Here is a 25,510-nt window from a genome sequence, read left to right on the forward strand (position 1 = left end):
CCAACCGACAACGCCTGGTGGGAGTCTCATGGAGCGCGAGCAACTGGTCATGTTCACTGTGGTCGGAGTGAGCTTCTCGCCACCCGACGTCGCGTTCGACATCGTCGTTCCGCGTGACGACAGCACCCTCTTCAAGGGGTACCTCAAGGTGCTCCCCGCCGTGGTCGACACGGTCGACTTTGAAGGCGGCGACTACGACCACCCCGGGGCATCCAGAACCGTGAAGCTCTCCGACGGCGGCTCGTTCCGCGAGGAGATCGTGCGCTACGAGCGCCCGGGAACGACCGCTCCGGATGCCGCGGGCCACTTCGACTACGACGTCACGCTGTTCACCGGCATCCTCAGCCGCATCGTCTCCGAGGGCATCGCCCGCTGGACCTACGCACCCGGCTCGACAGGCCGCACCCACATCATGTGGACGTACGGCTACCGCCCGCTGCCCGGTCGACGGTTTCTCGTGAAACGCGTCATCGGCCCGCTCTGGATGCAGTACATGCGTCGTGGCATGGCCGCCGCCCTCACCGCCGTCGCCGAATCCCGCCCCGCAGAGGTCGCCCCGCCGGATGAGTCGTGAGCGCGTTCATCGACATCCCCTCCCCCGGCTGGCCCCTCACCTTCGGCACGCCGGGCAATCCCTGCGTGGTGATCGTCCATGACCGTTTCGGTCGATTGCCCTACCTCGAGTCCTACGCCACAGCACTGGCGAACCGTGGGTTCTTCGTCGTCGTTCCAGACCTCTTCAACGGACTCGCCACGATCGACGGGCCGAGCGCCGACGAGCTGCGCGGTGGCTTGGATCTGGGTTTCGCGCTGGCGACCCTCGACGATGCCATCGAGCTCGGGCGGGGTGGCTCGGCGGCCACCTCCACGTCGGCGGGGGCGAAAGTCGGCATCCTCGGGTTCGAGGTCGGCGGCTGGCTGGGGCTCCAGGCCGGGCAGGCAGGCTCGGCGGACGCCGTCGTCTCGTACGCCGGGGGCCTGGCTGAGAGCGAATCGGGCATCCTGCCCTGCCCCGTGCTGCTGAACTACTCCGACCTCGGCGAGTGGGGAACCGGCACCGAAGCCGACCAGTTCGTCAGCCGGCTGAAGGAGATGGGAACGCCGGTCACTCGGCACACCTACATCGGCACGAACGACATCTTCGCGAACGCAACCCTGATCGAGCGCCTCGACAAGAACGCTGCTGCGTTGGCGTTCGCCCGGTCGACGAACTTCCTGCAGGAGCAGCTGACTGACTGAACTCCCTAGCCCCTCACATCGTGGAGGTGGTGCACCGGGTCGTGGATGAAGTAGCAGGCGAGGCTCTCGACCGTGAACGACGAGCCGTCGCCGCGGCGACCGGTGCGCTGCCGCGAGCCTCCGGGTACGGCTTCGAACGCTCGGGCGGCCTTCTCGGCAGCCTCGGTCAGTTCGCGCAAGACGGTCGCCGGGTCCTGCTCGCTGTAGCGTTCCTCGAGCGCCGTCGCGTCCTGGTCCCAGTTTGGGAAGGCCGGATCGTCTTCGGCCAGCATCAGCTCGAGTCGCCCCCGGAAGATCCGGAACACGTCGCGCACGTGCGCAGCGTACTCGAGATCGGACCAGGTCGACGCGTCCGGCCTGTCGCCGACTCCCGGCCGGACGAGCACGGCTGGCCAGGCCGCCGCATTCTCCCTGACCAGGCCGGGAACCTCATCGAGCGTGATCGCCCCCGAGTCGAAACCGCATTCGGAGCATTCGCGCTCGAGCACCCAGGTCCAGTTCTTCGTGTCGGGAACGATAGTCATGCGCTCATCCTATGAAGCCGCCAGCCGCAGCGCGTCCCGGTTCGGGCCAGCGCCCGACGACTTCCTGCCAACCCGGACACACCGGGCCGATTCCGCTACGGTTGCCCCCATGACTGCATTCGAACCCGATGTCGTGGCTGCCATCCTCTCCCACATGAACAACGACCACCCCGACGACAACCTCGTGATCGTGCGGGCCTTCGGTGCGCCGGATGCCGAACGGGCCGCCATGGTCGACCTCGACACGGTCGGGGGCACGTGGACAGCGTGGCTGGTCCCCGAAGACGAGACGGTTCAGGTGGTCATCCCGTGGCCCGCCGGCACGATCGCCACCCGAGGCGAGGTCCGCCGGGAGATCGTGGCGCTCTACGACGCAGCATCCTCGGCCCTCGGTCTTCCTGCGCGCGACCACGTCGGGTAAGGTAAGGGCAACCTAACCTAGGAGTCGCTGTGTCGAATGTGATCCCCTTCTCGCAGGCCCTCCGCGAGCGCACCTGGTCGGGGCGCGGCGCGAGTGAGAGCGCCGGGTTCATGACCGACCTCATGAACGGCAAGGGCAACCGCGACGACTACATCGCGGTTGTCGCCCAGCACTTCTTCATCTATGAGGCCATTGAGGCTGCCGCCGAGCGCATGAAGAACGACCCCGTGGCGGCATCGTTCATCTCACCGAAGCTGACGCGGCTGCCGGCGATCACCGAAGACCTGCGCTTCCTGATCGGCGACGACTGGGCGGAGCAGATCACGCCGCTGCCGACGACAGCCCGTTACGTGGCCCGCATCAACGAGGTCGGGGCGACGTGGAGCGGAGGGTTCATCGCCCACCACTACACCCGGTACCTGGGCGATCTCTCGGGCGGCCAGTTCATCCGCACCCTGATGCAGCGCCAGTTCGGCTTCGAGACGAACGGCGTCGGCTTCTACCTCTTCGCCGACATCGCCGAACCGCGGGAGTTCAAGGACACCTACCGTGCCCAGCTCGACGCCGTCGGCTGGAGCGACAACGAGCGCGAGCGTGTCATCGACGAGGTCGTCGCCGCGTACGGTTTCAACACCGACCTCTTCCTCGACCTCGCCCACGCGAAGGCAGTCGCTGCGGCCTGACCCTCAGCCGCGGCGCATGAAGCGCTGCACGTTCGCGTCGACGATGATGTCGGCCGGCCGGAGCGGTCTCGTCAGGTAGAGCCCCTCCAGGGAGGTGAGCCTGCTGAGTGCCACGTAGGTCTGGCCAGAACTGAACACCCGTGACCCGAGGTCGACGATCGCGGAGTCGTAGGTCTTTCCCTGCGACTTGTGGATGGTGACAGCCCACGCCAGCCGCAACGGGAACTGGGTGAACTCCCCCACCACGTCTTTCGTGAGCTCCTTGCTCGTGGCCGAGTAGGAGTACTTGTACTTCTCCCAGCTCACCGGCTCCACCTCGTGCACGTCGCCGTCGACCTCCACCCAGACGGATCCCGCGATCTTCGTCACCGTGCCGACGGTGCCGTTCACCCAGCGCTGCTCGGAGTCGTTGCGGAGGAACATCACCCGCGCACCGGCCTTCAATTCGAGGCTCTCGTCGGCCGGGAAGGTGCGGCCGGCGAAGTCACCGGAGACCTCTGCCCGAGCTGTCTTCACCGGGCCCTTCAACCGCTTCAGCGCCTCCGCGTTGATGCGGTTGACCGAGTCGTTGCGGGTCGCGAGGGTGATCGTGCCGTCATTCGGCGGCGTACGCGCTCCAGCACCGTTCAGAACGTCGGCGATCTCCTTGGTGACCATGCCGTGCCGCACCGCATTCAGCATGAATTTGAAGTCGTCGTCGCTCTGCCGGTGGATCTCCGTCAGTTCGACGATGTTCAGCTGCGTCTCGCCCCAGACCTTCGCGTCGAAGAACCACATCGAGGCGTAGTGGTCGGAGAAGTACGCCCGTTCATCGGAGTCGCCCGGCACCGGAGCCAGCTGGTAGGGGTCGCCGAACAGCACCACCTGCACCCCACCGAAGGCTTCGAGCGGTCGTTGCCTGGCTTGTCTCAGGCTTCGGTCGATCGCGTCCATCAGGTCGGCATTGACCATCGACACCTCGTCGATGACCAGAGTGTCGATCGTGTTGAGGAGCTTCCGCACCTCGGCGTTCTGGTCGATGTCGTGGTCGGCGATCACGCCGATCGGCAGCCGGAAGAGCGAATGGATGGTCTGGCCGCCCACATTCAGGGCGGCGACGCCTGTCGGGGCAGAGATCACCAGTTGCTTCTCGGTGTTCCAGGCGAGATGGTTCAGCAGCGTGGACTTGCCCGTGCCCGCCCGACCGGTCACGAAGACGTGCTTCTTGGTGCTCTCGATGAGCTCGAAGACCCGCTGCTGCTCGGCCGAGAGCGTCTTTGCGCCGACCGGGCCACTCACCGCCGGGTGTCCAATCGCTCCAACATGCGGTTGTACTCGGTGAGTTCGGCATCGTTGGTGCGATCGGCGTTCCGGTCGAGCCGCTTGGTCTCCTTGGTGTCGTTCCTCCCCCACTGGATCGCCACCGCGATGGCCAGGATCAGGGTGGGGATCTCGCCGATGCTCCAGGCGATGCCGCCGCCGGCTTGCTGGTCGGCGATGGCACTCGCCCCCCAGGGCCGGCCCATCGAGCCGTACCAGTCGGCCAGCAGCAGCCCGGATCCTGTCATCAGCGTGAGACCGAAGAAGGCGTGGAACGCCATCGTGGCGAGCAGAAGCAGCAGACGGAACGGGTACGGCAGCCGATACGGAACGGGGTCGACGCCGATCAGCGCCTGTGCGAACAGATAGCCCACGATGAGGAAGTGCACGATCATCCACTCGTGCCCGATGTGGTCGGTCGTCGCCCAGCGGAACAGAGGCGTGTAGTAGAAGGTGAGGAGGCTCGTCGCGAAGAGCACGGCCGCGACGACGGGGTTCGCGAGGAAGGTGCCGGCCTTCGAGTGCACTGCGAGGAGGATCCATTCGCGACCGCCGCGCGTACCGTCGGTGCGCTTGTGGATGGCGCGGAGCGCAAGCGTCACCGGCCCGGCCGACACCAGCAGGATCGGGATCATCATGGCGAGGATCATGTGCCCGAGCATGTGGATGCTGAACAGGTACTTCTCGTACACGTTCATGAATCCGTTGGTGACGAAGAGCAGCAACAGCATGCCCAGCACCCAGAGGATCGTACGGTGCAGAGGCCAGGAGTCGCCGCGCCGGCGGAGCCGCACCACCCCGGCGATGTAGAAGAAGATGCCGAAACCGCAGATGAGGATCCAGAGCAGGTCGAAGTTCCAGGCCGAGAGGAAGTTGCCGTAGGTGAGCTCTACCGGAAGCGGCGATCCGGTCAGGATCTGTGCGGGGGTCGCCTCGGGCGGAACCGTCTCGGGCACGGGCGTGGCGGTTCGCGCCAGGGCCACCGCGACACCGGAAGCGACACCCATGAAGGCGAGCTCAGCGACGACCACCTTCCAGAAGGTGCGGCGGCCGGCTCCGTCGGCGAGACGGCGGATGAGCATCCGGCGGTACATCGCGCCGATGAGCCCGAGCACGATGAGGGCACCGACCTTGATGAGCACGAGCACGCCGTAGGGCGTGAGCAGCCGGTCGAGCGAGCCGACCCGCAGCTCCGCGCTGACGTACCCCGACGCCGCGACAGCGATGAAGCAGACCAGTGTCACGCTGGAGTACCGCGAGACCACCTCGACGAGCCGTGCATTGTCGAGCTGCATCGAGAGCAGGGCGAGCACCGCCAGCCCGCCGAGCCAGACTGCGGCGAACAGAATGTGGATGAACAGGGCGGTGACCGCTGCGTCGTGCCCGTCGGCTCCCGCGGCATGCCCCTGCTGTGCCATCGGAACCAGCGTGACGACGGCGAGCACGGCGACGAAGACCAGGGCGGTGAGATTGCGCACGGCGAAACACAGCACCGTGACGGCCGCCGCGAGAAGAGTGGTCTCGAGCCAGGCCTGGCCGAGCGGCACGGACACCAGGAACTGGCCGAGGATCTCGCCGAACTTCGAATCGAGACTGGCTGACGACGACGTCACGTTCAGAAAACTCAGGAAGCCGGTTATCGCCGATGTCGCCGTGAGCAACGCGGCACCGGCGGCGGCGACATCCATCGCCCGGTCGAACTCCGGCTTGTCGGAGCGGAGGGCGAAGAGCGCGAGAACGAGCGCACCGATCGTGAGGGCCACGCTGAGGTTCACGAGCATGGTCGCGATCGGCAGGCCGAAGCGCACGAGCGGCCCTGGGTCCGACAGCAGGAGCGCGGTCGCGCCTCCCCCGAATTCGAGACCCAGAATCAGCGCGACGAAAGCCACCCCGACCAGAGCGGCCGGGCCGGCGACTCGGATCATTTTCGGCACTCGTCAACCCTACGTCAGCACAGCTGGGAACCCCGCCGCAGCAGGGATTGTGGAGAACTCCGTCACTCGGGGCAGCTGTGGAGGAGCATCCGTAACGCAGAGAGGGCCCCGCGTGTGTACGCGGGGCCCTCTCTGCATCAGGTAGTGACTACTTGACGGCTGCCTTCAGCTTGCTGCCGGCGCTGATCTTGACCGAGTTGCCTGCGGCGATCTCGATTGCCTCACCCGTCTGCGGGTTGCGGCCGGTGCGGGCGGCACGGGAGGTGCGCTCGACGGCGATCCAACCCGGGATCGTGACCTTGACGCCGTTCGACACCGAGTCGGCGAGGGTTGCGAACAGGGAGTCGAGCACCTCGTTGACGGCGGTCTGCGTCTGGCCAGATGAAGCGGCGACTGCAGCGACGAGCTCGGTCTTGTTCAGTGACTTGTCAGCCATTTAGTGTCCTCCTCGGACCATCCTGCTGCTGAAGCAGCAATTCGTGTGGATCTCATGATTCTGTCGTGCGGGTGCGCCACTTCAGAAGCGACGCGCGAGGGTAACCTACCAGCTTGACTTCGTGATGCCCGGCAATTCGCCCCGGTGAGCCATCTCACGGAAGCGAACACGGGAGATCCCGAAGTTCGAGAGGTGACCGCGGGGACGACCGTCGACGGCGTCGCGGTTACGCACGCGCACCGGCGAAGCGTCACGGGGAAGCTTCTGGAGGCCCAGGCGAGCTGCCTCGCGGGACTCGTCGGTGCCGTTCAGGTCGACGAGGGCCTTCTTCAGTTCGAGGCGCTTGGTTGCCCAGCGCGCCACAATGACCTTGCGCTGCTCGTTCTTTGCGATCTTGCTTGTCTTAGCCATGTGTTACCGCTCCTCTCTGAAGTCGACGTGCTTGCGGATGACCGGGTCGTACTTCTTCAGCACGAGGCGGTCGGGGTTGTTGCGGCGGTTCTTGCGGGTCACGTAGGTGTACCCGGTTCCGGCCGTCGAGCGCAGCTTGATGATCGGGCGTACGTCTTGTGCTTTAGCCATTAGATCTTCACCCCACGAGCCAGGATGTCTTTGACGACAGACTCGATACCGCGGGCATCAATGACCTTGATGCCTTTGGCCGAGAGGGTCAGGTTCACGTTGCGCTTCAGCGACGGAACATAGTAGGTCTTCTTCTGCACATTCGGGTCGAAACGACGCTTGGTGCGTCGGTGCGAGTGCGAGATTGCGTGACCGAAGCCGGGAACGGCTCCAGTCACCTGGCACACTGCGGCCATGATTTTCCTCCAATTACCGTAGAGCGGATGCTCTACCCAAGTTCTCTTGTCGGCATGAGTCACCCGAGACTCGCTGGGGCGCGCATACGAAGGCAGGCGGAGATACCGCCGACCAGCGACCCACACTAGCACCCCCTCGCGTACTCTGGTAATCGAGAGGATGGAAAGCGACTGGTGACCGTGAACACTCCCCGGAAGCCGGAGGTGAACGCCTACCGCCGCTGGTACTCGACCCTGCACCCCTCCCTCCAGCTCATCGGCCTGCAACTGTGGCTGCCTCTCTTCTTCATCGTGGCGTTCTGCCTCTGGTATGTCGCCACTTTCCACGCCCCCATCCGCACGATGTGCCCGTCGGGATCGTCGGCGCCGCGCAGCAGTTCGTGTCCGACCTCGACCGCACGGTGCCGGGCGTCGTCTCGGTAGAGAGCCTGGCGACGGTCGACCTCGCCCCGCTCCCGCCCTACGACGAGTACGGCACCGTCTCGATGTACCTCATGCTCGCCTGGTGCATCGGCGGCTACATGGTGGCGATGTTCATCGGACTGATGGGGCGCCGCTTCGCCACAGGTCCCGGATGGCCGTGATCGTCGTTGGCGGAGCGCTGATCTCCCTTATCACCAACGTTCTCGCCGGCCCCGTGGTGGGCGCTGTCGGCGGGCACTTCGGCGCACTGTTCCTCGTCGCGTGGGGCTGGATCGTCGCGGTCGGCTTGGCCGTGAACGGGCTCAGCTACTTCGCCGGGTGCTTCATCGCGGTTCCGGCGATGATCATCTTCGTCTTCCTCTCGATGCCCTCCTCCGGCGCCGCGTATCCGTCATGGTTCATGCCGGAGCCCTTCGCGTGGCTCAACCACGTCGTGGTCGGTCTTGTGCTCATGTTCGTCGGCAAGCCGTACCTCGAGATCCTGTCCCGGCACGGGCTGCTCACCACGGACACGGGAACGATCCACACGATCTCCGCAGGCGAGCGGGAAGAACTCGACGAGCCCACCACCGCGAGCATGCTCCTCGGCACCCCAGGGGGGCTCGAGCCCGAACTCCCCGACGATCGGCAGAACCCGCATGGTCCGCATGGTCCGCAGGGTCCGCAGGGCCGGCAGAGTCCGCGGGTGAAGCCGGCTCAGTCCACCGTCGGCACGCACGCGGAGCAGTAGCCGAACACATCGACGACGTGCTCGGCCTGTGAGAAGCCGTGCAGGGCCGCGACGCTCTTCGCCCACTGCTCCACGTCGTCAGCCTCGATTTCGACGGCGAGTCCGCAGCCGCGGCAGATCAGATGGTGGTGGTGGCCCGTCGAGCACGCCCGGTAGAGGCTCTCGCCCTCGGGCGACTGCAGAGAGTCGGCCTCTCCCTCTGTGGCGAGGTCCCCGAGGGCGCGGTACACCGTGGCAAGACCGATCTGCGAGCCGGTTCCCTTGAGGTTCGAGTGCAGGTCCTGGGCGCTGACGAAGCCCATCTGGGTGCCGAGGGCTGTGCGCACGGCCTCACGCTGCCAGGTGTTCCGCTTCATCGCCACTCCTCTCCTCCACTATGCCGATCTCCTCCACAATGCCGATCTCCGTCAGTTGTGCACAATTTTAGCCCCGGGCCAGCAGCGGTTCGGCAGTGCGCCCACTATTGCCATGGCGCTTCCGAACAGCGGCGATGACGCGGCAGACCACGTAGATGAGAAAGGAGATCGTGGTCACGTAAGGGCTGATCGGCACCGAACCGCCGAGGGCGAGCATGATCCCGCCCACCAGCGACACGACGGCGAACAGGGAACTGAGAAGCGGCACCAGAACCGGCGATGACGACAGCCGGAGGGCCGCCGCAGCGGGAGTCACGAGGATCGACAGCACGAGCAGAGAGCCGACCACCTGCACGGAGACGGCCACTGCCAGACCGAGGAGAAGCATGAAGTACAGGGAGAGGAACCGGGTGGGAACACCGCGGGCCGATGCGACGTCCACGTCGACACTGGCGAACATGAGCGGCCGCCAGACGACGGCGAGCCCGACGACCACAACGATCGAGATGGCGATCAGCGAGCCGAGGCGGGGGTTGTCCACCGCCACGATCTGGCCGGTCAGCAGCCCGAACTTGTTCGCCGAACGCCCCGGGTACAGGGCGAGACAGAGAATACCGAGTCCGAGTCCGAAGGGCATCAGCACCGCAATGATCGAGTTGCGATCGCGTGCCCGGGTGCCGAGCAGGCCGATCAGGGCTGCCGCGACGAGAGAGCCCACCAGCGACCCCTCGACCACGCCCACGCCGAAGAGCAGGCCCGCGGATGCCCCGGCGAACGAGAGCTCGCTGATTCCGTGTACGGCGAAGGCCATGTCGCGCGACATCACGAAAACGCCGATGAGGCCGCCGACGACACCCAGCACGGCACCGGCGATGATCGAGTTCTGCAGCAGCACGAGCAGCTCGCCGTAGTTCGTGAAGTTGAAGATCTGCGACCAGAAGTCGGCATCCGCCGTCATCACGATGCCTGTCCGTCGGGTGTGGGGTGCCGGTCGTGGTGGGCGGTTTCGCCGGTGGCATCCGGATGCCCGTGGCTGCCGTCTGGCGTGCCGACGACGATGACCCGGCCTCGCGTGCGGATCACATCGACCGGTGAGCCGTAGAGCGCGGAGAGCACCGACGACTGCAGCACCTCATCGGGCGTGCCGATGCGAAAGCGCCCGTTGGCGAGATAGAGCACACGATCGACCATGTCGAGGATGGGATTGATGTCATGGGTCACGAAGAGCACACCGAGATCGCGCGCCCTGCGCTGGGTGTCGATCAGCTCACTCACCGTGCGCTGGTAGTTCAGGTCGAGCGAGAGCAGGGGTTCGTCGCAGAGCAGCAGGCTCGGGTTGCCGGCCAGAGCCTGACCGACCCGCAGGCGCTGCTGCTCGCCGCCCGAGAGAGACGAGATGGGGGCGTCGGCGTAGCGGGTTGCTCCGACGGCAGCGAGGAGTTCGTCCACCTGGTGGCGGCGCGACGCAGAGGGCAGGGGCACGCCGAAGCGGTGCCCGCTGATGCCGAGCCCGACCAGGTCGCGGGCGCGGAGCGGCGTGCCGTCGTCGGCCAGCTTCTGTTGCGGAATGTACCCGATACGGCGATTGCCCCGTCGAAGCGGAGCGCCCAGAAAGCTTGCCGTGCCCCCGCTCAGGCGTTGCTGGCCGAAGATCACCTTGAGCAGGCTCGTCTTTCCCGAACCGTTCGCCCCGATCACGGCGATGAACTCCCCGGCGGAGACCGTGAGGTCGAGCCCGCTCCAGAGCATGCGACTGCCGAACCCGAGCGTCGCGTCGCGGAGGGCCAACACCGCATCGGCCGGCGCCGCGGGGGCACCGGCCGAAGGGGAGGTCGAAGTCGACGGAGTCATCTACCGAAGATTACTGCGAAAGCGCGCTCTTCAGCGCCGCCAGGTTGCCGCTCATCCAGTCGAGATAGCTGGTGCCGGTGGGCAGGGTCTCGGTCACGGGAACCACGGGAACGTTCCCCGCCCTGGCCGCCTCGAGGACCGCGTCGGTCTGCGGGCCGCTCGTCTGCTCGTTGTAGACGAGCACCTTCACCTGGCCCGCGGAGAAGAGCGCGAGGGTCTGGGCGAGCACGTCTGGAGCAACATCCGTGCCCCCCTCGATGGCTTCACTGAACTCGGCCGGGGTCTCGTCGACAAGGCCGGCGGCGTCCATCAGGTACAGCGGCACCGGCTCGGTGATCGCTGCGCCGGTGCCCTGGAAACTCGACTTCAGTTCGGCCTCCGAGGCGACGAGCGCGTCGAGCTTCGTGGTGTACGTCGAAGCGTTGGCGGTGAAGGTCGCGGCGCCCGCCGGATCGATGGCCGCGAACGAGGTCGCAAGCTGGTCGACGACCTTCTTCACCGTCGGGAAGTCGTACCAGAGGTGCTCATTGAAGGCGCCCGTTGTCGGTGCGAGATCGTAGCCCGACACGGTGGCCGCATTCACGATCGTCGCGCCCGCGTTCTTCGAACTCGAGAGCATCGTGTCGACGAAGTCGTCGTATCCGCCGCCGTTCTCGACGACGACAGCGGCCTTCGACAGGGCGAGCTGGTTCTGAGCGTCGGCCTCGTACTCATGCGGATCCTTCGACGGGTCGTCGATGATCGACGTGACGGAGACGAGATCCCCGCCGACCTGGGCGGCGATGTCGCCCCAGACATCGGTCGAGGCGACGACGGCGATCTGGCCGGAACCGGAAGCGGCTGTCGAAGCGCCGTCAGCGGCGGGTGACCCGGACGAGCAGCCGGCGAGCGTCACCGCAGCGAGCGCGGTTGCGACGACGAGAGCGAGCCTGGTGGGGGTACGGAATGAGCGCATGGCTGGAGGGATCCATCTAGACGTGGGGGAACGCGCCACGTGCGGGCGCCCTCCGATGCTAGAGCTTATTGATAATGATTGTCAAAAGCAATAACGAGCCGAGAGAACAGCGTCAGTCGAGCAGCAGCGCGGGTTCCTCGACGATCGCCGCGACATCCGCGAGGAATCGGCTCGCCACGTCGCCATCCACCACACGGTGGTCGAAACTCGCACCCAGCGTCGTGACGAACCGGGGGCGCACCTCGCCGTCAACGACCCAGGGCTTCTGCTTGATCGTGCCGAGGGCGACGATGGCCACCTCGCCCGGATTGAGGATCGGCGTGCCGGTGTCCATGCCGAAGACGCCGATGTTCGTGATCGTGATCGTTCCATTGGCCATGTCGGCCGGGCTCGTCCGACCCTCTCGCGCCGTCAGAGTGAGGTTCTCGAGCGCGATCGCGAGCTCCCGGAGCGTCATCGACTGCGCCTCTTTGACGTTCGGCACCAGCAGGCCCCGGGGAGTGGCCGCAGCGATGCCGAGGTTCACGTAGTTGCGCACGATGATCTCCGTGTCGGTCCACGCCGAGTTGACCATGGGGTTCCGCCGGACCGCCCAGATGATCGCCTTGGCGAGGATGAGCAGGGGAGACACGCGCACGCCCACGAAGTCGGCGGAGTCCTTCAGCCGCTTCACGAACTCCATCGTGCGGGAGGCGTCCACATCCACGAACAGACCCACGTGCGGGGCGGTGAAGGCACTCGAGACCATCGCTTTGGCGATCTGTTTGCGCACGCCCTTGACGGGGATGCGCTCCTCGCGCTCATCCGCCCACTGGGGGGTCTCGATGTTGTGGAAGACCTTCGCCTGGGAGGCATGCCTGATCACGTCGTCGCGTGTGATATCGCCGATCAGGCCCGTGGGCGTGACCTCGTTGAGGTTCACGTCGAGGTCTTTGGCGAGCTTGCGGATCGGCGGCTTGGCGATCACCGGCAGGCCCGTCACCGCGGGTGAGGAGTGCCCGACGGGCCGGGTGGCCACAGGTGCGGCGCCGGTCGCGGCAGGCGTCGGGGCAGACGGGGCAGCCGCGGCAGCAGCCGGTGCGGCAACCGCTCGGGAAGCCGGCGTGCCCGCCGTGGGTGCCGAAGCGCTGCGGGGCCGACGGCGGCTGGTGACATGGCCCTTGATGCCGTAACCCACCAGCACCGCTCCCGCGGACTCCTCGGGCTCCGCAGGCGCCGCGGGCTCTGCCGACACCGCGGGCTCTGCCGACACCACGGGCGTGACCTCGGCGACGACTTGCTGCGGGCTGGCACCAGCACCGGCGCCGACACCAGTACTGGCACCGCTGCCCGTGACCCGGATGATCGGGGTACCGACCTCGACGGTCATCCCCTCGCTCACCATGAGCTCGCCCACGACACCCTCGAACGGAGACGGCAGCTCGACCAGCGACTTCGCCGTCTCGATCTCGACGATGACCTGGTTGACCTCGATGGTGTCGCCGGCGGCCACCCGCCAGGAGACGATCTCTGCCTCGGTCAGGCCTTCGCCCACATCGGGCAGCCTGAACAGTGAATCACTCACGGGAACTCCTGGGATCGACGGGGTGGATGGTGGACGGAGGGATGACCGGCGGGTGAACCGGAGCGGCTGGGGTCAGAACGCGAGCGCCCGGTCGACTGCCTCGAGCACCCTGTCGGCGTCGGGGAGGTAGAACGACTCGATCTTCGACGCCGGATAGGGGGTGTCGAAGCCCGACACCCGGAGCACCGGTGACTCGAGCGAGTAGAAGGCCCGTTCGGCCACGGTCGCGGCGATCTCTGAGCCCACGCTCGCGAAGCCGGTGGCCTCCTGGCAGACGACCAGCCGACCGGTCTTCTCGACCGACCTGAGGATCGGGCCGTAGTCGACAGGGCTCAGCGAGCGAAGATCGAGCACCTCGATGCTGATGCCCTCATCCGCGGCGACCTGCGCGGCCTGGAGGAGGTTGGCGACCATCGCGCCGTGGCCGATCACCGTCACATCGGTGCCTGTGCGAACCACGCGGGTCGAGTGCAGGGGCGCCGCACTCAGGGCGAAGTCGACAGGCCCCTTCGGCCAGTAACGACTTTTCGGCTCGAAGAACATCACCGGGTCGTTCGAGGCGATGGCCTCCTGGATCATCCAGTAGCCGTCGTTCGGTGTGCTCGGGCTCACTACGCGAAGGCCGGCCGTGTGAGCGAAGTACGCCTCGGGGCTCTCCTGGTGGTGTTCGACCGCGCCGATGTGCCCGCCGTAGGGCACGCGGATCACCACGGGCATCGGCACCGCGCCCGCCGTCCGCGCCGTGAACTTGGCCAGTTGGCTGGTGATCTGGTCGAAGGCCGGGTAGATGAATCCGTCGAACTGGATCTCGCAGACCGGTCGGTATCCGCGCATCGCGAGGCCGATCGCCGAGCCGACGATACCGGACTCGGCGAGAGGCGTGTCGATGACCCGATTCGTGCCGAACTCGGCCTGCAGGCCCTCGGTGACCCGGAAGACACCACCGAGCGTGCCGATGTCCTCACCCATCAGGAGCACGCGGTCATCTGCTGCCAGCGCAGCCCGCAGGCCCGCGTTCAACGCCTTCGCGAGGGGGAGTTCTTCTGTTGCCGCTACCATCAGGCGCCTTCCGCAAGCGAGGACTCATAGGCCTGGAGCCAGGCCTTCTGTTCATCGATGACCGGGTGGGCTTCCGAATAGGCGTTGTCGAAGATCGTCGAGAGCGGGGGGGCGCCGAGCTCGAGCGTGCGACGACGGAGGTCGGCAGAGAAGTCCTCCGCCTGCGTGTGCACCTCGTCGAAGAACGCATCGTCGGCCCCCTGCGAACGCAGGTAGGTCTCGAACCGGATGATCGGATCCCTCGCCACCCAGTACGCCAGTTGCTCGGGCGTCTGGTACCTGGTCGGGTCGTCGGAGGTCGTGTGCGCGCCGATCCGGTAGGTCAGCGCCTCGATGAGCTGCGGGCCGCCGCCGGCTCGAGCATCGTCGAGGTGCTTTCTCGAGGCCGCGTAGCTCGCGAGCACGTCGTTGCCGTCGATCTGCACGCTCGGGATGCCGAAACCCTGGGCACGGAGGTAGAGCGGAGTGCGCGATTGGGTGGTGACCGGGACCGAGATCGCCCAGTGGTTGTTCTGGAGGAAGAACACCTGGGGGTTCTGGCCGCTTGCCGAGAAGACGAACGCCTCGCTCACGTCACCCTGGCTCGTGGCCCCGTCGCCGAAGTATGCCATCACGGCTATATCCGACTCGGCGTTGCCCGTCGCATATGCCCCGTCGAACCGGACACCGGTGGCGTACCCAGTCGCGTGCAGGGTCTGGGAACCGATCACGAGGCAGTAGTTGCGGAAGTTGCCGTTGGCGGGATCGGTGGCATCCCATCCACCCATGCTCACACCGCGCATCACCTTCACGATGTCGACGATGTCGACTCCGCGCACCAGCGCCACCGCGTGCTCGCGGTAGCTCGGAAAGATGACGTCCTGCGCGCGGGCGGCACGTGCAGAGCCGACCTGCGCGGCCTCCTGGCCGTGGCTCGGTGGCCAGAGGCCCATCTGCCCCTGGCGCTGGAGGTTGGTGCACTCCTCGTCGAAGCGCCTTGTCACCGCCATGTCTGTGTAGAAGCGGCGGTGATCCGCTTCATCCAGCTCCTGCAAGTAGGGGAGGTACTCCTCAGCCGCCTCGTTCGGGGCGAATTCGCCATCGATCGAGAGGAACTGTACGGCTGGCGAAACTTCTGCCACGTGGCTTACCTCGTGCTTCTGTGTTGGGGCCAGCTTCACAGTATCGGCTGGGCGACGGGCTGGTTTGAGAGGAAATCCACAATCTCTTGGGTCGATGCCAAGAGTTTGTCTACAGATTCCGACTCCCCGATGGAGATGCGGATGCCCTCCGGCGAGAAGGGTCTCGCCATGATGCCGTGGCTGAGGAGGATGGCCGCTGCAGCATCCGTGTTCTCGCCGGTCGACAGCCAGACGAAGTTGCCCTGCGGTTCGGGCACCGTCCAGCCCTGAGCCAGGAGGCCATTCCAGATGGTCGTGCGGAGCTTCGCGATGTGCCCGACACGCTCGAGCAGCTCGGCCTCCTGATCGAGCGAGGCCATTGCGGCACGCTGGGCCTGGTGCGTCACCGCAAGAGGGATGCTCGCACTCCGGGCCGCATCGATCACCGGCACAGGGCCGATCCCGTAGCCGATACGCAGCCCCGCGAGCCCGTAAGCCTTCGAGAAGGTGCGGAGCACCACCAGGTTCGGATAGCGCGAGAGAAGAGGTATGCCACTCACGGCATCGGGGTCCGTCACGAATTCGGCATATGCCTCATCGAGAATGACCAGCAGGTCGGTCGGCACCTGCGCCATGAAATCGGCGAACTCACGGTTCGTGACGATCGTGCTGGTGGGATTGTTCGGCGTACAGACGATGACGAGGCGTGTGCGTTCAGTGATCGCCCTAGCCATAGCGGGGAGGTCGTGCCCGTGATCGGCCCGGTTGGGCACTTTCACACTGGTGGCACCGCTCATCACGGGCAGAAGTGGGTAGGCCTCGAACGAGCGCCAGGAGTACACCACCTCGTCGCCGACCCCGGCCGCCGCGATCACGAGCTGCGCGAGAAGCGACACCGAACCCGCACCGATGATGACCTGCTCAGAGCTGACACCGAACCTCTCGGCGAGCCGAGCGGAGAGTTCGGGCGCGTGACCGTTCGGGTAGCGGTGCAGCACCTCCGAGGCATCCTGGACCGCCCTCAGAACACCCGGAAGGGGTGGGAACGGATTCTCGTTGGCCGACAGCTTGAAGCCGCCCTCGACCGCCTTCCCCTGTCGGTAGGCCGGCAGCGCGACGATCTCCGGGCGCAGCTTGACGGGGGAAGTCTGGGGTACATCCATGGGCACAGTTTATGGGTTCCACCTGTCATGACCTCCCGTTCCCCCCAACGGAGGATTTCTGTGCTCAGCCGTGCATTGTCAAGGTGTTGCCGGTTCTCAGCCGGATGAGCTTCACTTGATGAATCATGGAACTTGAACAGGCACTTGCACGACTGAACGAGACACCGTTCATCCTCGATGTGCTGAGATCGGCCGATGTTCTTGCCGATGCCGTCGATCGGTTCGGCGCCGACTCCGTACCGACGCTCATGTCGCTCATCGCCGATGACTCGGATGCCCTCACGTCGATCGCCGCAGTCCATGCTCTGGCCCGTATCTACGACGACGAGGCGGAGTTCGCCCTCTCGGAACTGCTCTCCTCAGACCGGGCGTACCTCCGCGAGCACGCGGCCTGGGCCTTCTGGACCCGCCTGCCCCGCCTCGACGCCGTCTCCCGACTCGTCGGGGGAGTGATCGGCGGAGGGTTCACAGGTGCCTTGGCGGAGCGCACCCTGCAGCAGTGGGCCCTCACCACACCCGACCACATCGCCCTGGCTCTCGAGGGGGCGCTGGCCAGCGAGGAACGGCCCGCGCCGCGCGCACGTCTGGCGGAGACGCTCGGGCTGATCCCGGGCCCCGTAGCCGGTCGCGCCCTGTGCGTTCTCGCCGCCGACGCCGGTGAGAACGAGCTCGTGCGTGTCGCCGCCATGGCGGCGCTCGGCGACCGGTCGGTGGATGCCCGTGCCCGCGCAGTGGTGCAGGAGTTCGCCGAGCAGAAGGGGCTCCTCGGGGATGTTGCGCGTCTTGCCGCCTACGACATCGACCTCTCCCTGAACCCGGCCGGCCCCCTGCCCGGCGGCTTCCGCACGGCAGCCGCAGAGCGCCCCGGCCGACAGCGCGGGCTGACCGTCGCCCAGCTCTTCCTGCACGCCGACATCGACAGGGGTCTCACGCGGGCCGGAGCCGGTGACAACGGCGGAATCGCCACTCTCCTCGTGCGACTCGGGGACTCCCTGCTCGCCGAGCCGGGGATAGACAGGGTCATCACGCTCTCCAGGGGCAGCGCTGCTGCCTCACTGGCCGCGCTGCCGGGCGAGCACACGTGGCTCTCAGAAGCGCCGGAGGAGAGCCACGAGCGTCACATCCTCGCGCCCGTTCCTCTGCTTGCCGAGGCGACGTCGACCGCGAGCGCCTGGCCCACCCGCGTCGCTGCCGAACGGGGCATCCGGCGAGCCCTGCTCGCCCTTGGTCCCGTCGACGTTCTGCACCTCCGGATGGCGGACGTCGGCAGCATGGCGGCCGCCACGGTCGCCTCCCGGCTCGGTATCCCTGTGGTGTTCACCCTCGCGCCCGATCCGCACGGCGTCATCCATGCCCTTGACATGGCCGGCACGCTCACCCGCGAGTCGTTCGGCGTCGTCGACGAGCACGAGCACTACTGGTTCCGAACGCGTCTCGTGCAGCGGCTGGCCGGCCAGGCCGGCCACACGGTGCTGTTCCCGCGGCCCGAGCTGCGGAACGACCTCCGAGAGCTGCTCGGCATCGACATCGATGACGACCCCGGGCGGTTCACGGTGGTGCCCGAGGGCATCGACGTCTCCGTGATCGAAGCGGCGCTCATCGAGGCCGAGGAGCGACCAGCGTCGGGCACTGAGGGTCCTGCGGAAGTGGCAGGCCCGTACTCCGCGACCGCGGCCTTCGACCTCCTCGACGAACTGGTGCGCGCCCTGCCGCCCCACCGCCACGGTCTGCCGCTCGCCATCACCGTCGGCCGGCTGCACCACGTCAAGGGGATGGCCACCATCGTCGAAGCGTGGGCAGCGGATCCGGCGCTCCGAGAGGCGAGCAATCTCGTTCTCGTGGGCGGCGATCTCGCGAACCCGTCGGCCGACGAACAGGGCCAGCTCGACCGGATCGAGCGCACCCTGCTCGAACACCCGGCCGCCCGCGACGGGCTCATCCTCGCCGGCCACCGCCCCAATGACGTCGTCGCACGGTGGCTCGGTGCGACGCGCTTCGGGAGCGCACGCGACGGGCACCAGCCCGCTCGGCCCCTCATCGCTGCGCACGGTGTGTATGTCTGCGGCAGCCTGAAGGAGGAGTTCGGCATCGCCCTGCTCGAAGCCCTCGCCGCCGGCCTGGTTGTCATCGCGCCGAACGGGGGAGGCCCCGCCACGTACATCGATGACGGTGTCACCGGGTTCCTGGTGGACACGCGGGCGCCGGCCGGCATCCGCAACGGCCTCCGCAACGCCTTCGAGCTCGCCGCCGCTCCGGACGACGCCGACAGCGACAGAGTCAGCCGTGCCCAGAACCTGGTGCACGCCGAGTTCACCGTGAGCGCGATGGCCCACGCCCTCACGGCCGTCTACAGTGACGTCGCCGGCCGCTCGAGCGAGCCCGTGCAGACGGAGTACGCCCAGTGACCGTGCTTGTCATCAGCCCGGACTACGCCTCGCACCTTCTGCCCCTTGCCACCCTTGCCACCGCCTGGCGGGAGCGCGGCGAGGAGGTGGTCGTGGCGACCGGGCCGGCCACCTCATCCATCGTGTCGGACTTCGGGTTCTCACGGGTCAACCTCCAACTGGGCCGGGGGTCCAACCCCGGTGTCATTCGTGCGGAAGACCAGCCGGTCGGCGAAGACGAAGCCCTGCGAGGCTTCTTCGACGCCACGCGCTCCGGCATGATCGAGACCCTCCGTTTCCAGGCCGAGGGCCGCAGCAGTGACCTGTTGTACAAACCTGTGGAGAAAGCTCGCGAAGTGCTCGCTGTGGTGGAGAAGACGCAGCCGAACCAGATCCTCGTCGATCACCTCGCGTTCGGAGCGCGACTCGGGTTGGACGCCGCCGGTCTGACCTACGGAGACGTCGTGCTCGGGCATCCGAGTGCCCTCCCGATCGGCGAGGAGGTGTACGGCCACCCGCCCTTCTGGCCCGCGGCCTTCACGCCGTCAGCGCAGGAGCTCGGAGAACTCCGCACGCTGAATGAGAGGATCCGCGATCGATTCACAGCCGAGTGGAATGCAGCCCTCGCCATTTTGAATCCGGATGCCCGACCCACGACCGACGCGTTCGCCGAGCACGGCGACCTGCTGATGCTGAACTACCCCGAAGCGCTCCATCCCCCGCACCGCACCGCCGACCTGCCGCGGCATGTGTTCCTCGGGTCAGCCGTGCGCACCGAGCCCGCCGACCAGGAGGTCGAGACGTGGCTCGCCGCCAGCGACCGACCCGTCGTCTATGTGAGCTTCGGCAGCTTCCTCTCGGTACGCTCCGACGTGCTCCGGCGGGTCGCGGATGCCCTGCAGTCGCTCGACGTGAGGGTCGCCCTGGCGACTGGGTCCTCGGATCCCGCCGCCTTCGCCGGCGTTCCCGCCGACTGGCTCGTGCGGGGCTTCCTGCCCCAGGTGACCCTGCTCGAACGAGCCAGTCTGATCGTCACCCATGGGGGCAACAACAGCGTGACAGAGGCTGCGACGGCGGGCGTCCCCCAGCTCGTGCTGCCCTTCAGCACCGACCAGTTCGCCGGGGCGGCCGGTGTCGTCGACGCCGGGATCGGGATCGCACTCGACCCGAACACGGCCAGCGTGGCCGAGCTGCGTGCGGCGAGCATCCGCCTGCTGGGGGATACCAGCGATGAAGCCCAGTCCGCACAGTCGCGTGCCCGGGCCCTCGGCGAGCAGCTCCGCGCCTGGCCCGGCCCCCAGCGGGCTTACGACTTCCTCGCGTCGCAGGGCACGCCGCACGCACGACCGGCTACCGCACCCCGGCATTAGCTGGGATAGTGGGGGGCATGCGCAGATTCCTCGTCTCCCTGGTCGCGAATGCCATCGCCCTCTGGGCCACCGTGCAGATCGTCGGGGGAGTGAATCTCGTCGCCTACGACACCGGTGTCCTCGCCGCGATCCTCTCGTACCTCTTCGTCGCTCTCATCTTCGGGATCGTCAACGGCATCATCGGCACCGCGATCAGGGTCGTGGCGTTCCCGCTCTACATCCTGAGCCTCGGCCTCATCTCGCTGGTCGTCAACGCCGTGCTGTTGCTGCTGGCGGGCTGGATCACCAGTCTCTTCGGGTTCGGTCTCGAGGTCGACGGGTTCTGGTGGGCTGTGCTCGGCGCCCTGGTGCTCGCCGTGCTCTCCGCCATCATCGGCGCGATCCTCAAGGCGATCTTCCGCGTCGGCCGGGGCGCCAACCGAGCCTGAACCCCTGCCCAGCCGCCACACCGGGCAGCGCCCGGCTGAGACAATGGACATATGCCCGCCGACACCGCACCGCGACCCGACGGAGTGTTCCGCGTCTGCATGGTCTGCACCGGCAACATCTGCCGCTCCCCGATGGCCGAAGTGGTGCTGCGCGACCTCGTTCTGAAGAGCGGGCTGGATGATCGGATCGTCGTCTCCTCGGCCGGAACCGGCGACTGGCACGTGGGTGAACAGGCCGACCCGCGCACTCTCGCCTCTCTGACCGAGCACGGCTACGACGGTCAGGCGCACCGGGCGCGCCAGTTCGATCCCAGCTGGTTCGAGGGGCTCGATCTCGTCGTGGTGCTCGACCGGAGCCACGAACGGGTCGTGAGGGACTGGGCCGACAACGACGCCGACCGCTCCAAGATCCGCCTGCTTGCCAGCTTCGACCCCGAAGCAGGCACACAACTCGACGTACCCGATCCGTACTATTCGAACGCCGCTCTCTTCGACCGAGTGCTCCTCACGATCGAGCGGTCGTGCCGCGCACTGTTCGCCCAGCTCGAGCCGGCGCTCCGCCACACCCCGCACACTTCGCCCACCCGACCGCCCACACCCGCCGCCGACGCGGCCGCAGCCCTCTTCGGAGTACAACCATGACCCTTCCCCTCCAGCCCCTCAGCCCGCTCGACGGCCGTTACCGGGCGGCCGTCTCCGGCCTCGGCGAGTTCCTCTCAGAGGCCGGCCTGAACCGCGCGCGGGTCGAGGTCGAAGTCGAATGGCTGCTCTACCTCACCGACCACGAGTTCTTCGGCTCATCCAGACTCACAGAAGACCAGCGCCGCAGCCTCCGTCAGCTCGTCACCGACTTCGGGCAGCCCGAAATCGACGAGCTGGCCGGCCTCGAAGCCGTCACCCGGCACGACGTCAAAGCCGTCGAATACCTCGTGCGCAACAAGCTGAAGCAGCTCGGCCTCACCGCCGTCGAAGAGCTCACCCACTTCGCCTGCACCAGCGAGGACATCAACAACCTCTCGTACGCGCTCACCATCCGAGAGGCGGTCACCGGAGTCTGGATGCCCGCCCTCCGTCTCGTCGTCGCCGAACTCCGGAGCCAGGCGTTCGAGCACCGCGCCGTGCCGATGCTCGCGCGCACCCACGGCCAGCCGGCCACGCCGACCACCATGGGCAAAGAGTTGGCGGTGTTCGTCTACCGGTTGGAGCGCATCATCCGCCAGCTCGAACAGACCGAGTACCTCGCCAAGTTCAGCGGGGCGACCGGAACGTTCGCCGCGCATCTCGCAGCGTCGGAATCGACCGACTGGCCGCATGTCTCCGAAGAGTTCGTGACCTCGCTCGGCCTCACCTGGAACCCGCTCACCACCCAGATCGAGTCGCACGACTGGCAGGCAGAGCTCTACCAGCGCGTGGCACATGCCAACCGGGTGCTGCACAACCTCTGCACCGACATCTGGACGTACATCTCGCTCGGCTACTTCACGCAGATCCCGGTAGCCGGAGCCACCGGCTCGTCGACGATGCCGCACAAGATCAACCCGATCCGGTTCGAGAACGCCGAAGCGAACCTCGAGCTCTCGAGCGCGCTGCTCGACTCACTCAGCCAGACCCTCGTCACCTCGCGCCTCCAGCGCGACCTCACCGACTCGAGCACCCAGCGGAACGTCGGCGTCGCACTCGGCCACTCATTGCTCGCGCTCGACAACATCCTCGGTGGACTCGGCCAGATCTCGCTGAACGCAGAGCTGCTCGCCGAAGACCTCGACGGGAACTGGGAGGTGCTCGGTGAGGCGATCCAGACTGTCGTGCGCGCTGAGATCGCCGCAGGCCGCAGCTCGATCAGCGATCCGTATGCACTGCTCAAGGAGCTCACGCGCGGAAAGCGGATCGGCCAAGCCGAACTCGTGGCGTTCGTCTCAGGCCTCGACATCGGCGCCGAGGCCAAGGCACGACTCGTCGCCCTGACCCCCGCCACCTACACGGGGCTGGCGAGCGAACTGGTCGACTACCTGTCTCAGTGAGCCTTCGGGCCCGGGCCGAGGTACGGGCCCGCCACACCGCCGGCACCCGACCCCGCCTCGTCTTCGTCGTGAAGCTCCTGCTGCTCAGCCGCGTTCGGCTTGAACGTGAGGGTGAACATCGCGATCACGACCAGTGACACGATGAATGCGATGCCGAAGAAGACCACGGCCAGCAGGGGCTGGCGAGTGGACAGCAGCACCACGACGCCCACGAACAGTGCGAGGCCCGCAGAGAGCAGCACCAGTTCGACGGGCTTCAGGATTTCGCGGCGGGTGGGAGGTTTCGGGTCTTCAGAAGTCACGAGATTGTTTCCTGGTTCAGCGGAGCAGTGTGGTCGACGTGCTGTCCCCAGCGGAGGGACAGCCCACCGATCACGAGGAAGATGGCGAGGATGACGGCGTAGCCGCCGAAGAGACCCACCGCGGTGACGATGTCGAGGGGCAGCACAAGGAACACCAGGGCGAGCACGGCCGTGAAGCCACCGACGGCGAGCCAGTCCTTCGACGCGAGCGCATCGGTCTCACGCTCGTCGGCGGCTCCATCCCGGGAACCCCGGTCGACGACCGTGCGGCGGGGCCGGCTGCGGAGGCCCGCGTAGAGCTCCAGGAAGCCCGTGAGCGCCGCGAACAGCGTGACGAGGTAGAGGAAGTACGGAACCCCGCCCTGGTTGAAGACCAGAGCGAGAACACCGACGACGACGCCGACGATGCCCTGCGCCACGAAGAGCCGCCGGGTGACCCGAACCGCGACATACCGCGGCGAAAGGAGCAGCACCAGCACACCGGAGACGACGGCGTAGGCACCGAACACGAACAGACCGACCTGCGCGGAATGGTTGAGGCTGAAGGCGAGGAACATACCCACCACGAGTGCCGGAATCGCCCGGGCGACCGGAACGCCCCAGTAGGGCGATCGACCTTCCGTGCGTGCTGCCTGGCTGCTCACCTGAAATGGCCTCTTCTCGAAGTGCTGACCATCCATTGTATTGCGCCCGGCCTGTGAGCTCCCCGCCCCGGGGCGCACCTTCCGCTCTGTCTCGATCAGCGCGAGCCCTTCGTGACATAGTGGGCCGTACGTCGCTCACCGCGAAGTTCGAGCCGCCCTGAGTCGACCAGCCTCCTCAATACCACCCTTGCCTGGTCGGGGCTCAGTCGACACAGTTCTGCCACCTTCCGGCGAGTGATGCTGCCGTACTGGTCGACGTAGGCGACCACCATCCGATCCTGCTGGATGGGGTCCGTGTCTTGAAGACGCACATATTCGCTCGACTGGGCGATCCGGTAGAAGGCTGCCGTCAGGTGGTTCCGCCGATGCCTACCGGATCCACGAGCCTCGACGAGCCCTTGCTCAGTCAGACGCGTGAGTAGTACCCGCACACGTGCGCTCGATTCTTTCAGTCCGGTTGCCAGTTCATCAGCGGATTGGGGACCCGTCGACTTCAGTTCCTGGATCATTCGCAATTGAAGGAGTGTCAGTCGTTGCCCGGTGCTCTCTTCGAAGTCGAGCACGAATCGAACCGTCTCCACATCCGATCCACTGGTGGGAACGGAGACAACCACAGAGGAGGTGGTGGATCGCGAATAGTCAGGCTCACCACGCCCCGCACGCAGAAGCTGGTCGAAGATCTCGCGCACACCGCGCCCTGCCCGGTCTACGATTCCGGCGCGTTTGAAGGCATCCGCGATGATGGGGCTGCGTGGACGGGAGTCTTCGAGGAGGTTGTCCAGGGTGATCCCCGCCGGAAACCCTCCCGGACTCGACACGCGGAAGGTGTCATCATCCAACTCCACGGAGATCGGACCGAGGGATGCGTAGTCCCGATGTACGAGAGCATTCGCGACGACCTCGCGGATTACCGGCTCAGGCACGCGGCGGATCCCGACCCGGTGGAGGCCCACGAAGACCTCTTGTTCTGTGTTGCGTGTCTCGATTAAGTCATAGATGCGGGCGGCGGCTCTGAAGAGGGGGGCACGAACGACCTCGGACGTCACGATTTGGCCTTCTCGCAGTTCAGTGAAAACGACTTCCGACGTCGGAACAAAACGCGCCAGGGCACCTTCCGTTCCGAAGACCAGAATCGCGCCCAGGGTCAGCGGGTCCGGGCCCGGAACAATGAGACGGAGTGCGCGAAGCACATCCTCGTCACTGGCCGAAGCCAGAACCCCGTCACCCCTCCGTGAACCGCACATCACGCGGAAGCGTTCGAACTCCTGCGGGTCGAGGTCATCCCACGTGGCCCCACGCGCAGGAGTCGATGCATAGTCACGGCCCTGTGCGGAGAGTCCGGTGGAGAGCATCTCATGAAGGGGGTAGGGAACGCACTCAGGTTCACCCTTGGCATCGAGCCGGCGCCGAAGATATCTGCCTCCGGACGTGCCGACTGGGGAAACTTCATTCGGCACGTCGATCACCGCAACCGTGTGATTCCCGACGGTGACCAGCTCGACGAGCGTCGCAACCGGAGGCTCGGTCCGGTTGAGGATCATCGCTTGTAGAAGATGCGGTTCTGTCGTCGGGCCGTGCCGGGCATCCAGTCCCGTGATTGAGCCATCGTCCTCAACGCCGAGGAACAGGATTCCACCCTCACCGTTCGCCAGGCAGGTGACAGCCTCGACGATCGTGTCGTCTCTGAGGTGCTGGCGGGTTCCACGCTTGAACTCGGTTCGCAACGTCTCACCGGCTGCAGCGATTTCCTGAAGTTCCCTCGGCGTCATCTCCCAAAGTTACCTAAAGTTATGGTACTCCGCAAGG

General features: G+C 66.5%; 29 protein-coding genes. 11 read left to right on the forward strand and 18 right to left on the reverse strand.

Annotation, left to right across the window (positions count from 1 at the left end; translation table 11 throughout):
• Nucleotides 1–28: 28 nt before the first annotated feature.
• Together B7R22_RS00120 and B7R22_RS00125 are read left to right on the forward strand one after the other, a co-directional pair.
• Nucleotides 29–574, forward strand: a complete 546-nt coding sequence (locus B7R22_RS00120; protein WP_116409813.1) for an SRPBCC family protein — start codon at nucleotides 29–31, stop codon at nucleotides 572–574.
• Nucleotides 571–1,239 carry a dienelactone hydrolase family protein gene (locus tag B7R22_RS00125; protein ID WP_116409814.1) on the forward strand — a complete coding sequence of 223 codons (669 nt, stop codon included), beginning with the start codon at nucleotides 571–573 and terminating at the stop codon, nucleotides 1,237–1,239. The genes B7R22_RS00120 and B7R22_RS00125 overlap by 4 nt, the downstream gene beginning before the upstream one ends.
• Before the next feature lie 5 nt (nucleotides 1,240–1,244).
• Here B7R22_RS00125 and B7R22_RS00130 read toward each other — a convergent pair whose 3' ends face one another.
• On the reverse strand, nucleotides 1,245–1,763 hold the full coding sequence (locus tag B7R22_RS00130; RefSeq protein WP_116409815.1) for a DinB family protein: 519 nt from the start codon (nucleotides 1,761–1,763) through the stop codon (nucleotides 1,245–1,247).
• Nucleotides 1,764–1,872: 109 nt separating this feature from the next.
• On the opposite strand from B7R22_RS00130, the gene B7R22_RS00135 reads away from it, so the two are divergent.
• Both B7R22_RS00135 and B7R22_RS00140 read left to right on the forward strand, forming a co-directional pair.
• Complete coding sequence (locus tag B7R22_RS00135) at nucleotides 1,873–2,184, forward strand: DUF2470 domain-containing protein (RefSeq protein WP_116409816.1); 312 nt, start codon at nucleotides 1,873–1,875, stop codon at nucleotides 2,182–2,184.
• A 29-nt stretch (nucleotides 2,185–2,213) separates the two neighbouring features.
• Nucleotides 2,214–2,867, forward strand: coding sequence for a heme oxygenase (biliverdin-producing) (locus B7R22_RS00140; protein WP_116409817.1), 654 nt, complete (start codon nucleotides 2,214–2,216; stop codon nucleotides 2,865–2,867).
• Nucleotides 2,868–2,870: 3 nt separating this feature from the next.
• Here the strand turns inward: B7R22_RS00140 and B7R22_RS00145 are convergent, their stop codons facing one another.
• The 6 genes from B7R22_RS00145 to rpmB all read right to left on the reverse strand — a co-directional run bounded on the left by B7R22_RS00145 (nucleotide 2,871) and on the right by rpmB (nucleotide 7,354).
• Entirely contained in the window at nucleotides 2,871–4,145 is a 1,275-nt protein-coding gene (locus tag B7R22_RS00145; protein ID WP_116409818.1) for an ATP-dependent DNA helicase, read from the reverse strand.
• Nucleotides 4,142–6,091: a cytochrome c oxidase assembly protein gene (locus tag B7R22_RS00150; protein WP_116409819.1), complete on the reverse strand. Its 1,950-nt coding sequence runs from the start codon at nucleotides 6,089–6,091 to the stop codon at nucleotides 4,142–4,144. Before B7R22_RS00150 ends, B7R22_RS00145 begins: the two co-directional genes overlap by 4 nt.
• 157 nt (nucleotides 6,092–6,248) lie before the next feature.
• On the reverse strand, nucleotides 6,249–6,536 hold the full coding sequence (locus B7R22_RS00155; protein WP_104245587.1) for an HU family DNA-binding protein: 288 nt from the start codon (nucleotides 6,534–6,536) through the stop codon (nucleotides 6,249–6,251).
• 105 nt (nucleotides 6,537–6,641) lie between these two features.
• Nucleotides 6,642–6,947 (reverse strand): 30S ribosomal protein S14, encoded by a 306-nt coding sequence (rpsN, locus tag B7R22_RS00160; protein WP_116409820.1) that lies wholly within the window; start codon nucleotides 6,945–6,947, stop codon nucleotides 6,642–6,644.
• A 3-nt stretch (nucleotides 6,948–6,950) separates the two neighbouring features.
• Nucleotides 6,951–7,118 carry a 50S ribosomal protein L33 gene (gene rpmG / locus B7R22_RS00165; protein WP_104245585.1) on the reverse strand — a complete coding sequence of 56 codons (168 nt, stop codon included), beginning with the start codon at nucleotides 7,116–7,118 and terminating at the stop codon, nucleotides 6,951–6,953.
• Entirely contained in the window at nucleotides 7,118–7,354 is a 237-nt protein-coding gene (gene rpmB, locus B7R22_RS00170) for a 50S ribosomal protein L28 (protein WP_116409821.1), read from the reverse strand. Before rpmB ends, rpmG begins: the two co-directional genes overlap by 1 nt.
• Before the next feature lie 344 nt (nucleotides 7,355–7,698).
• Here rpmB and B7R22_RS00175 point away from each other — a divergent pair, with 344 nt between their 5' ends.
• Entirely contained in the window at nucleotides 7,699–7,938 is a 240-nt protein-coding gene (locus B7R22_RS00175; RefSeq protein ID WP_116409822.1) for a hypothetical protein, read from the forward strand.
• On the forward strand, nucleotides 7,929–8,507 hold the full coding sequence (locus tag B7R22_RS00180; RefSeq protein WP_116409823.1) for an ABC transporter permease: 579 nt from the start codon (nucleotides 7,929–7,931) through the stop codon (nucleotides 8,505–8,507). Before B7R22_RS00175 ends, B7R22_RS00180 begins: the two co-directional genes overlap by 10 nt.
• Here B7R22_RS00180 and B7R22_RS00185 read toward each other — a convergent pair.
• The 8 genes from B7R22_RS00185 to B7R22_RS00220 form a co-directional block, all read right to left on the reverse strand.
• Nucleotides 8,474–8,863, reverse strand: coding sequence for a Fur family transcriptional regulator (locus B7R22_RS00185; RefSeq protein WP_116409824.1), 390 nt, complete (start codon nucleotides 8,861–8,863; stop codon nucleotides 8,474–8,476). The two genes, B7R22_RS00180 and B7R22_RS00185, sit on opposite strands and share 34 nt — an antisense overlap.
• 67 nt (nucleotides 8,864–8,930) lie before the next feature.
• Nucleotides 8,931–9,821 (reverse strand): metal ABC transporter permease, encoded by an 891-nt coding sequence (locus B7R22_RS00190; RefSeq protein WP_116409825.1) that lies wholly within the window; start codon nucleotides 9,819–9,821, stop codon nucleotides 8,931–8,933.
• Nucleotides 9,821–10,714, reverse strand: a complete 894-nt coding sequence (locus B7R22_RS00195) for a metal ABC transporter ATP-binding protein (protein WP_116409826.1) — start codon at nucleotides 10,712–10,714, stop codon at nucleotides 9,821–9,823. The genes B7R22_RS00190 and B7R22_RS00195 overlap by 1 nt, the downstream gene beginning before the upstream one ends.
• A 10-nt stretch (nucleotides 10,715–10,724) precedes the next feature.
• Nucleotides 10,725–11,669 carry a metal ABC transporter solute-binding protein, Zn/Mn family gene (locus B7R22_RS00200; RefSeq protein ID WP_116409827.1) on the reverse strand — a complete coding sequence of 315 codons (945 nt, stop codon included), beginning with the start codon at nucleotides 11,667–11,669 and terminating at the stop codon, nucleotides 10,725–10,727.
• 112 nt (nucleotides 11,670–11,781) lie between these two features.
• On the reverse strand, nucleotides 11,782–13,233 hold the full coding sequence (locus B7R22_RS00205) for a dihydrolipoamide acetyltransferase family protein (RefSeq protein WP_116409828.1): 1,452 nt from the start codon (nucleotides 13,231–13,233) through the stop codon (nucleotides 11,782–11,784).
• Between the two features lie 72 nt (nucleotides 13,234–13,305).
• A complete protein-coding gene (locus B7R22_RS00210; RefSeq protein WP_116409829.1) occupies nucleotides 13,306–14,292 on the reverse strand; it encodes an alpha-ketoacid dehydrogenase subunit beta in 987 nt (328 codons plus the stop codon).
• Complete coding sequence (locus tag B7R22_RS00215) at nucleotides 14,292–15,413, reverse strand: thiamine pyrophosphate-dependent dehydrogenase E1 component subunit alpha (RefSeq protein ID WP_116409830.1); 1,122 nt, start codon at nucleotides 15,411–15,413, stop codon at nucleotides 14,292–14,294. The genes B7R22_RS00210 and B7R22_RS00215 overlap by 1 nt, the downstream gene beginning before the upstream one ends.
• A gap of 35 nt (nucleotides 15,414–15,448) precedes the next feature.
• Complete coding sequence (locus B7R22_RS00220) at nucleotides 15,449–16,555, reverse strand: histidinol-phosphate transaminase (RefSeq protein ID WP_116409831.1); 1,107 nt, start codon at nucleotides 16,553–16,555, stop codon at nucleotides 15,449–15,451.
• Nucleotides 16,556–16,680: 125 nt separating this feature from the next.
• Here B7R22_RS00220 and B7R22_RS00225 point away from each other — a divergent pair, with 125 nt between their 5' ends.
• The 5 genes from B7R22_RS00225 to purB are packed head-to-tail and all read left to right on the forward strand — an operon-like array spanning nucleotide 16,681 to nucleotide 22,758.
• Complete coding sequence (locus tag B7R22_RS00225; RefSeq protein WP_116409832.1) at nucleotides 16,681–18,960, forward strand: glycosyltransferase; 2,280 nt, start codon at nucleotides 16,681–16,683, stop codon at nucleotides 18,958–18,960.
• Nucleotides 18,957–20,309, forward strand: coding sequence for a nucleotide disphospho-sugar-binding domain-containing protein (locus B7R22_RS00230; RefSeq protein ID WP_116409833.1), 1,353 nt, complete (start codon nucleotides 18,957–18,959; stop codon nucleotides 20,307–20,309). The genes B7R22_RS00225 and B7R22_RS00230 overlap by 4 nt, the downstream gene beginning before the upstream one ends.
• A gap of 17 nt (nucleotides 20,310–20,326) precedes the next feature.
• The gene (locus B7R22_RS00235) at nucleotides 20,327–20,737 is read left to right on the forward strand and encodes a phage holin family protein (protein WP_116409834.1); all 411 of its coding nucleotides are present in this window, start codon (nucleotides 20,327–20,329) and stop codon (nucleotides 20,735–20,737) included.
• Nucleotides 20,738–20,788: 51 nt separating this feature from the next.
• A complete protein-coding gene (locus tag B7R22_RS00240; protein WP_116409835.1) occupies nucleotides 20,789–21,379 on the forward strand; it encodes a low molecular weight protein-tyrosine-phosphatase in 591 nt (196 codons plus the stop codon).
• Nucleotides 21,376–22,758, forward strand: coding sequence for an adenylosuccinate lyase (purB, locus tag B7R22_RS00245; RefSeq protein WP_116409836.1), 1,383 nt, complete (start codon nucleotides 21,376–21,378; stop codon nucleotides 22,756–22,758). The genes B7R22_RS00240 and purB overlap by 4 nt, the downstream gene beginning before the upstream one ends.
• On the opposite strand, the gene B7R22_RS00250 is transcribed toward purB, so the two are convergent.
• The 3 genes from B7R22_RS00250 to B7R22_RS00260 all read right to left on the reverse strand — a co-directional run bounded on the left by B7R22_RS00250 (nucleotide 22,752) and on the right by B7R22_RS00260 (nucleotide 25,473).
• The gene (locus B7R22_RS00250) at nucleotides 22,752–23,060 is read right to left on the reverse strand and encodes a hypothetical protein (RefSeq protein ID WP_216363338.1); all 309 of its coding nucleotides are present in this window, start codon (nucleotides 23,058–23,060) and stop codon (nucleotides 22,752–22,754) included. The two genes, purB and B7R22_RS00250, sit on opposite strands and share 7 nt — an antisense overlap.
• Nucleotides 23,057–23,704 carry a DUF308 domain-containing protein gene (locus B7R22_RS00255; RefSeq protein WP_116409837.1) on the reverse strand — a complete coding sequence of 216 codons (648 nt, stop codon included), beginning with the start codon at nucleotides 23,702–23,704 and terminating at the stop codon, nucleotides 23,057–23,059. The genes B7R22_RS00250 and B7R22_RS00255 overlap by 4 nt, the downstream gene beginning before the upstream one ends.
• 95 nt (nucleotides 23,705–23,799) lie before the next feature.
• On the reverse strand, nucleotides 23,800–25,473 hold the full coding sequence (locus B7R22_RS00260) for an RNA-binding domain-containing protein (protein ID WP_116409838.1): 1,674 nt from the start codon (nucleotides 25,471–25,473) through the stop codon (nucleotides 23,800–23,802).
• Between the last annotated feature and the right edge of the window lie 37 nt (nucleotides 25,474–25,510).

It is taken from the genome of Subtercola boreus, from assembly GCF_003399635.1.
Classification (GTDB): Bacteria; Actinomycetota; Actinomycetes; order Actinomycetales; family Microbacteriaceae; genus Subtercola; species Subtercola boreus_B.

What these genes read in the sequence shown, in the direction of transcription:
- B7R22_RS00220 (WP_116409831.1), bottom strand. Translation starts at nt 16,555, where the DNA reads ATGGATGTACCCCAGACTTCCCCCGTCAAGCTGCGCCCGGAGATCGTC.
- B7R22_RS00135 (WP_116409816.1), top strand. Translation starts at nt 1,873, where the DNA reads ATGACTGCATTCGAACCCGATGTCGTGGCTGCCATCCTCTCCCACATG.
- B7R22_RS00185 (WP_116409824.1), bottom strand. Translation starts at nt 8,863, where the DNA reads ATGAAGCGGAACACCTGGCAGCGTGAGGCCGTGCGCACAGCCCTCGGC.
- B7R22_RS00200 (WP_116409827.1), bottom strand. Translation starts at nt 11,669, where the DNA reads ATGCGCTCATTCCGTACCCCCACCAGGCTCGCTCTCGTCGTCGCAACC.
- B7R22_RS00150 (WP_116409819.1), bottom strand. Translation starts at nt 6,091, where the DNA reads ATGATCCGAGTCGCCGGCCCGGCCGCTCTGGTCGGGGTGGCTTTCGTC.
- B7R22_RS00260 (WP_116409838.1), bottom strand. Translation starts at nt 25,473, where the DNA reads ATGACGCCGAGGGAACTTCAGGAAATCGCTGCAGCCGGTGAGACGTTG.
- B7R22_RS00240 (WP_116409835.1), top strand. Translation starts at nt 20,789, where the DNA reads ATGCCCGCCGACACCGCACCGCGACCCGACGGAGTGTTCCGCGTCTGC.
- B7R22_RS00120 (WP_116409813.1), top strand. Translation starts at nt 29, where the DNA reads ATGGAGCGCGAGCAACTGGTCATGTTCACTGTGGTCGGAGTGAGCTTC.
- B7R22_RS00180 (WP_116409823.1), top strand. Translation starts at nt 7,929, where the DNA reads ATGGCCGTGATCGTCGTTGGCGGAGCGCTGATCTCCCTTATCACCAAC.
- rpmB (WP_116409821.1), bottom strand. Translation starts at nt 7,354, where the DNA reads ATGGCCGCAGTGTGCCAGGTGACTGGAGCCGTTCCCGGCTTCGGTCAC.
- B7R22_RS00235 (WP_116409834.1), top strand. Translation starts at nt 20,327, where the DNA reads ATGCGCAGATTCCTCGTCTCCCTGGTCGCGAATGCCATCGCCCTCTGG.
- B7R22_RS00190 (WP_116409825.1), bottom strand. Translation starts at nt 9,821, where the DNA reads ATGACGGCGGATGCCGACTTCTGGTCGCAGATCTTCAACTTCACGAAC.
- B7R22_RS00195 (WP_116409826.1), bottom strand. Translation starts at nt 10,714, where the DNA reads ATGACTCCGTCGACTTCGACCTCCCCTTCGGCCGGTGCCCCCGCGGCG.
- B7R22_RS00225 (WP_116409832.1), top strand. Translation starts at nt 16,681, where the DNA reads ATGGAACTTGAACAGGCACTTGCACGACTGAACGAGACACCGTTCATC.
- B7R22_RS00210 (WP_116409829.1), bottom strand. Translation starts at nt 14,292, where the DNA reads ATGGTAGCGGCAACAGAAGAACTCCCCCTCGCGAAGGCGTTGAACGCG.
- B7R22_RS00130 (WP_116409815.1), bottom strand. Translation starts at nt 1,763, where the DNA reads ATGACTATCGTTCCCGACACGAAGAACTGGACCTGGGTGCTCGAGCGC.
- purB (WP_116409836.1), top strand. Translation starts at nt 21,376, where the DNA reads ATGACCCTTCCCCTCCAGCCCCTCAGCCCGCTCGACGGCCGTTACCGG.
- B7R22_RS00155 (WP_104245587.1), bottom strand. Translation starts at nt 6,536, where the DNA reads ATGGCTGACAAGTCACTGAACAAGACCGAGCTCGTCGCTGCAGTCGCC.
- rpsN (WP_116409820.1), bottom strand. Translation starts at nt 6,947, where the DNA reads ATGGCTAAGACAAGCAAGATCGCAAAGAACGAGCAGCGCAAGGTCATT.
- rpmG (WP_104245585.1), bottom strand. Translation starts at nt 7,118, where the DNA reads ATGGCTAAAGCACAAGACGTACGCCCGATCATCAAGCTGCGCTCGACG.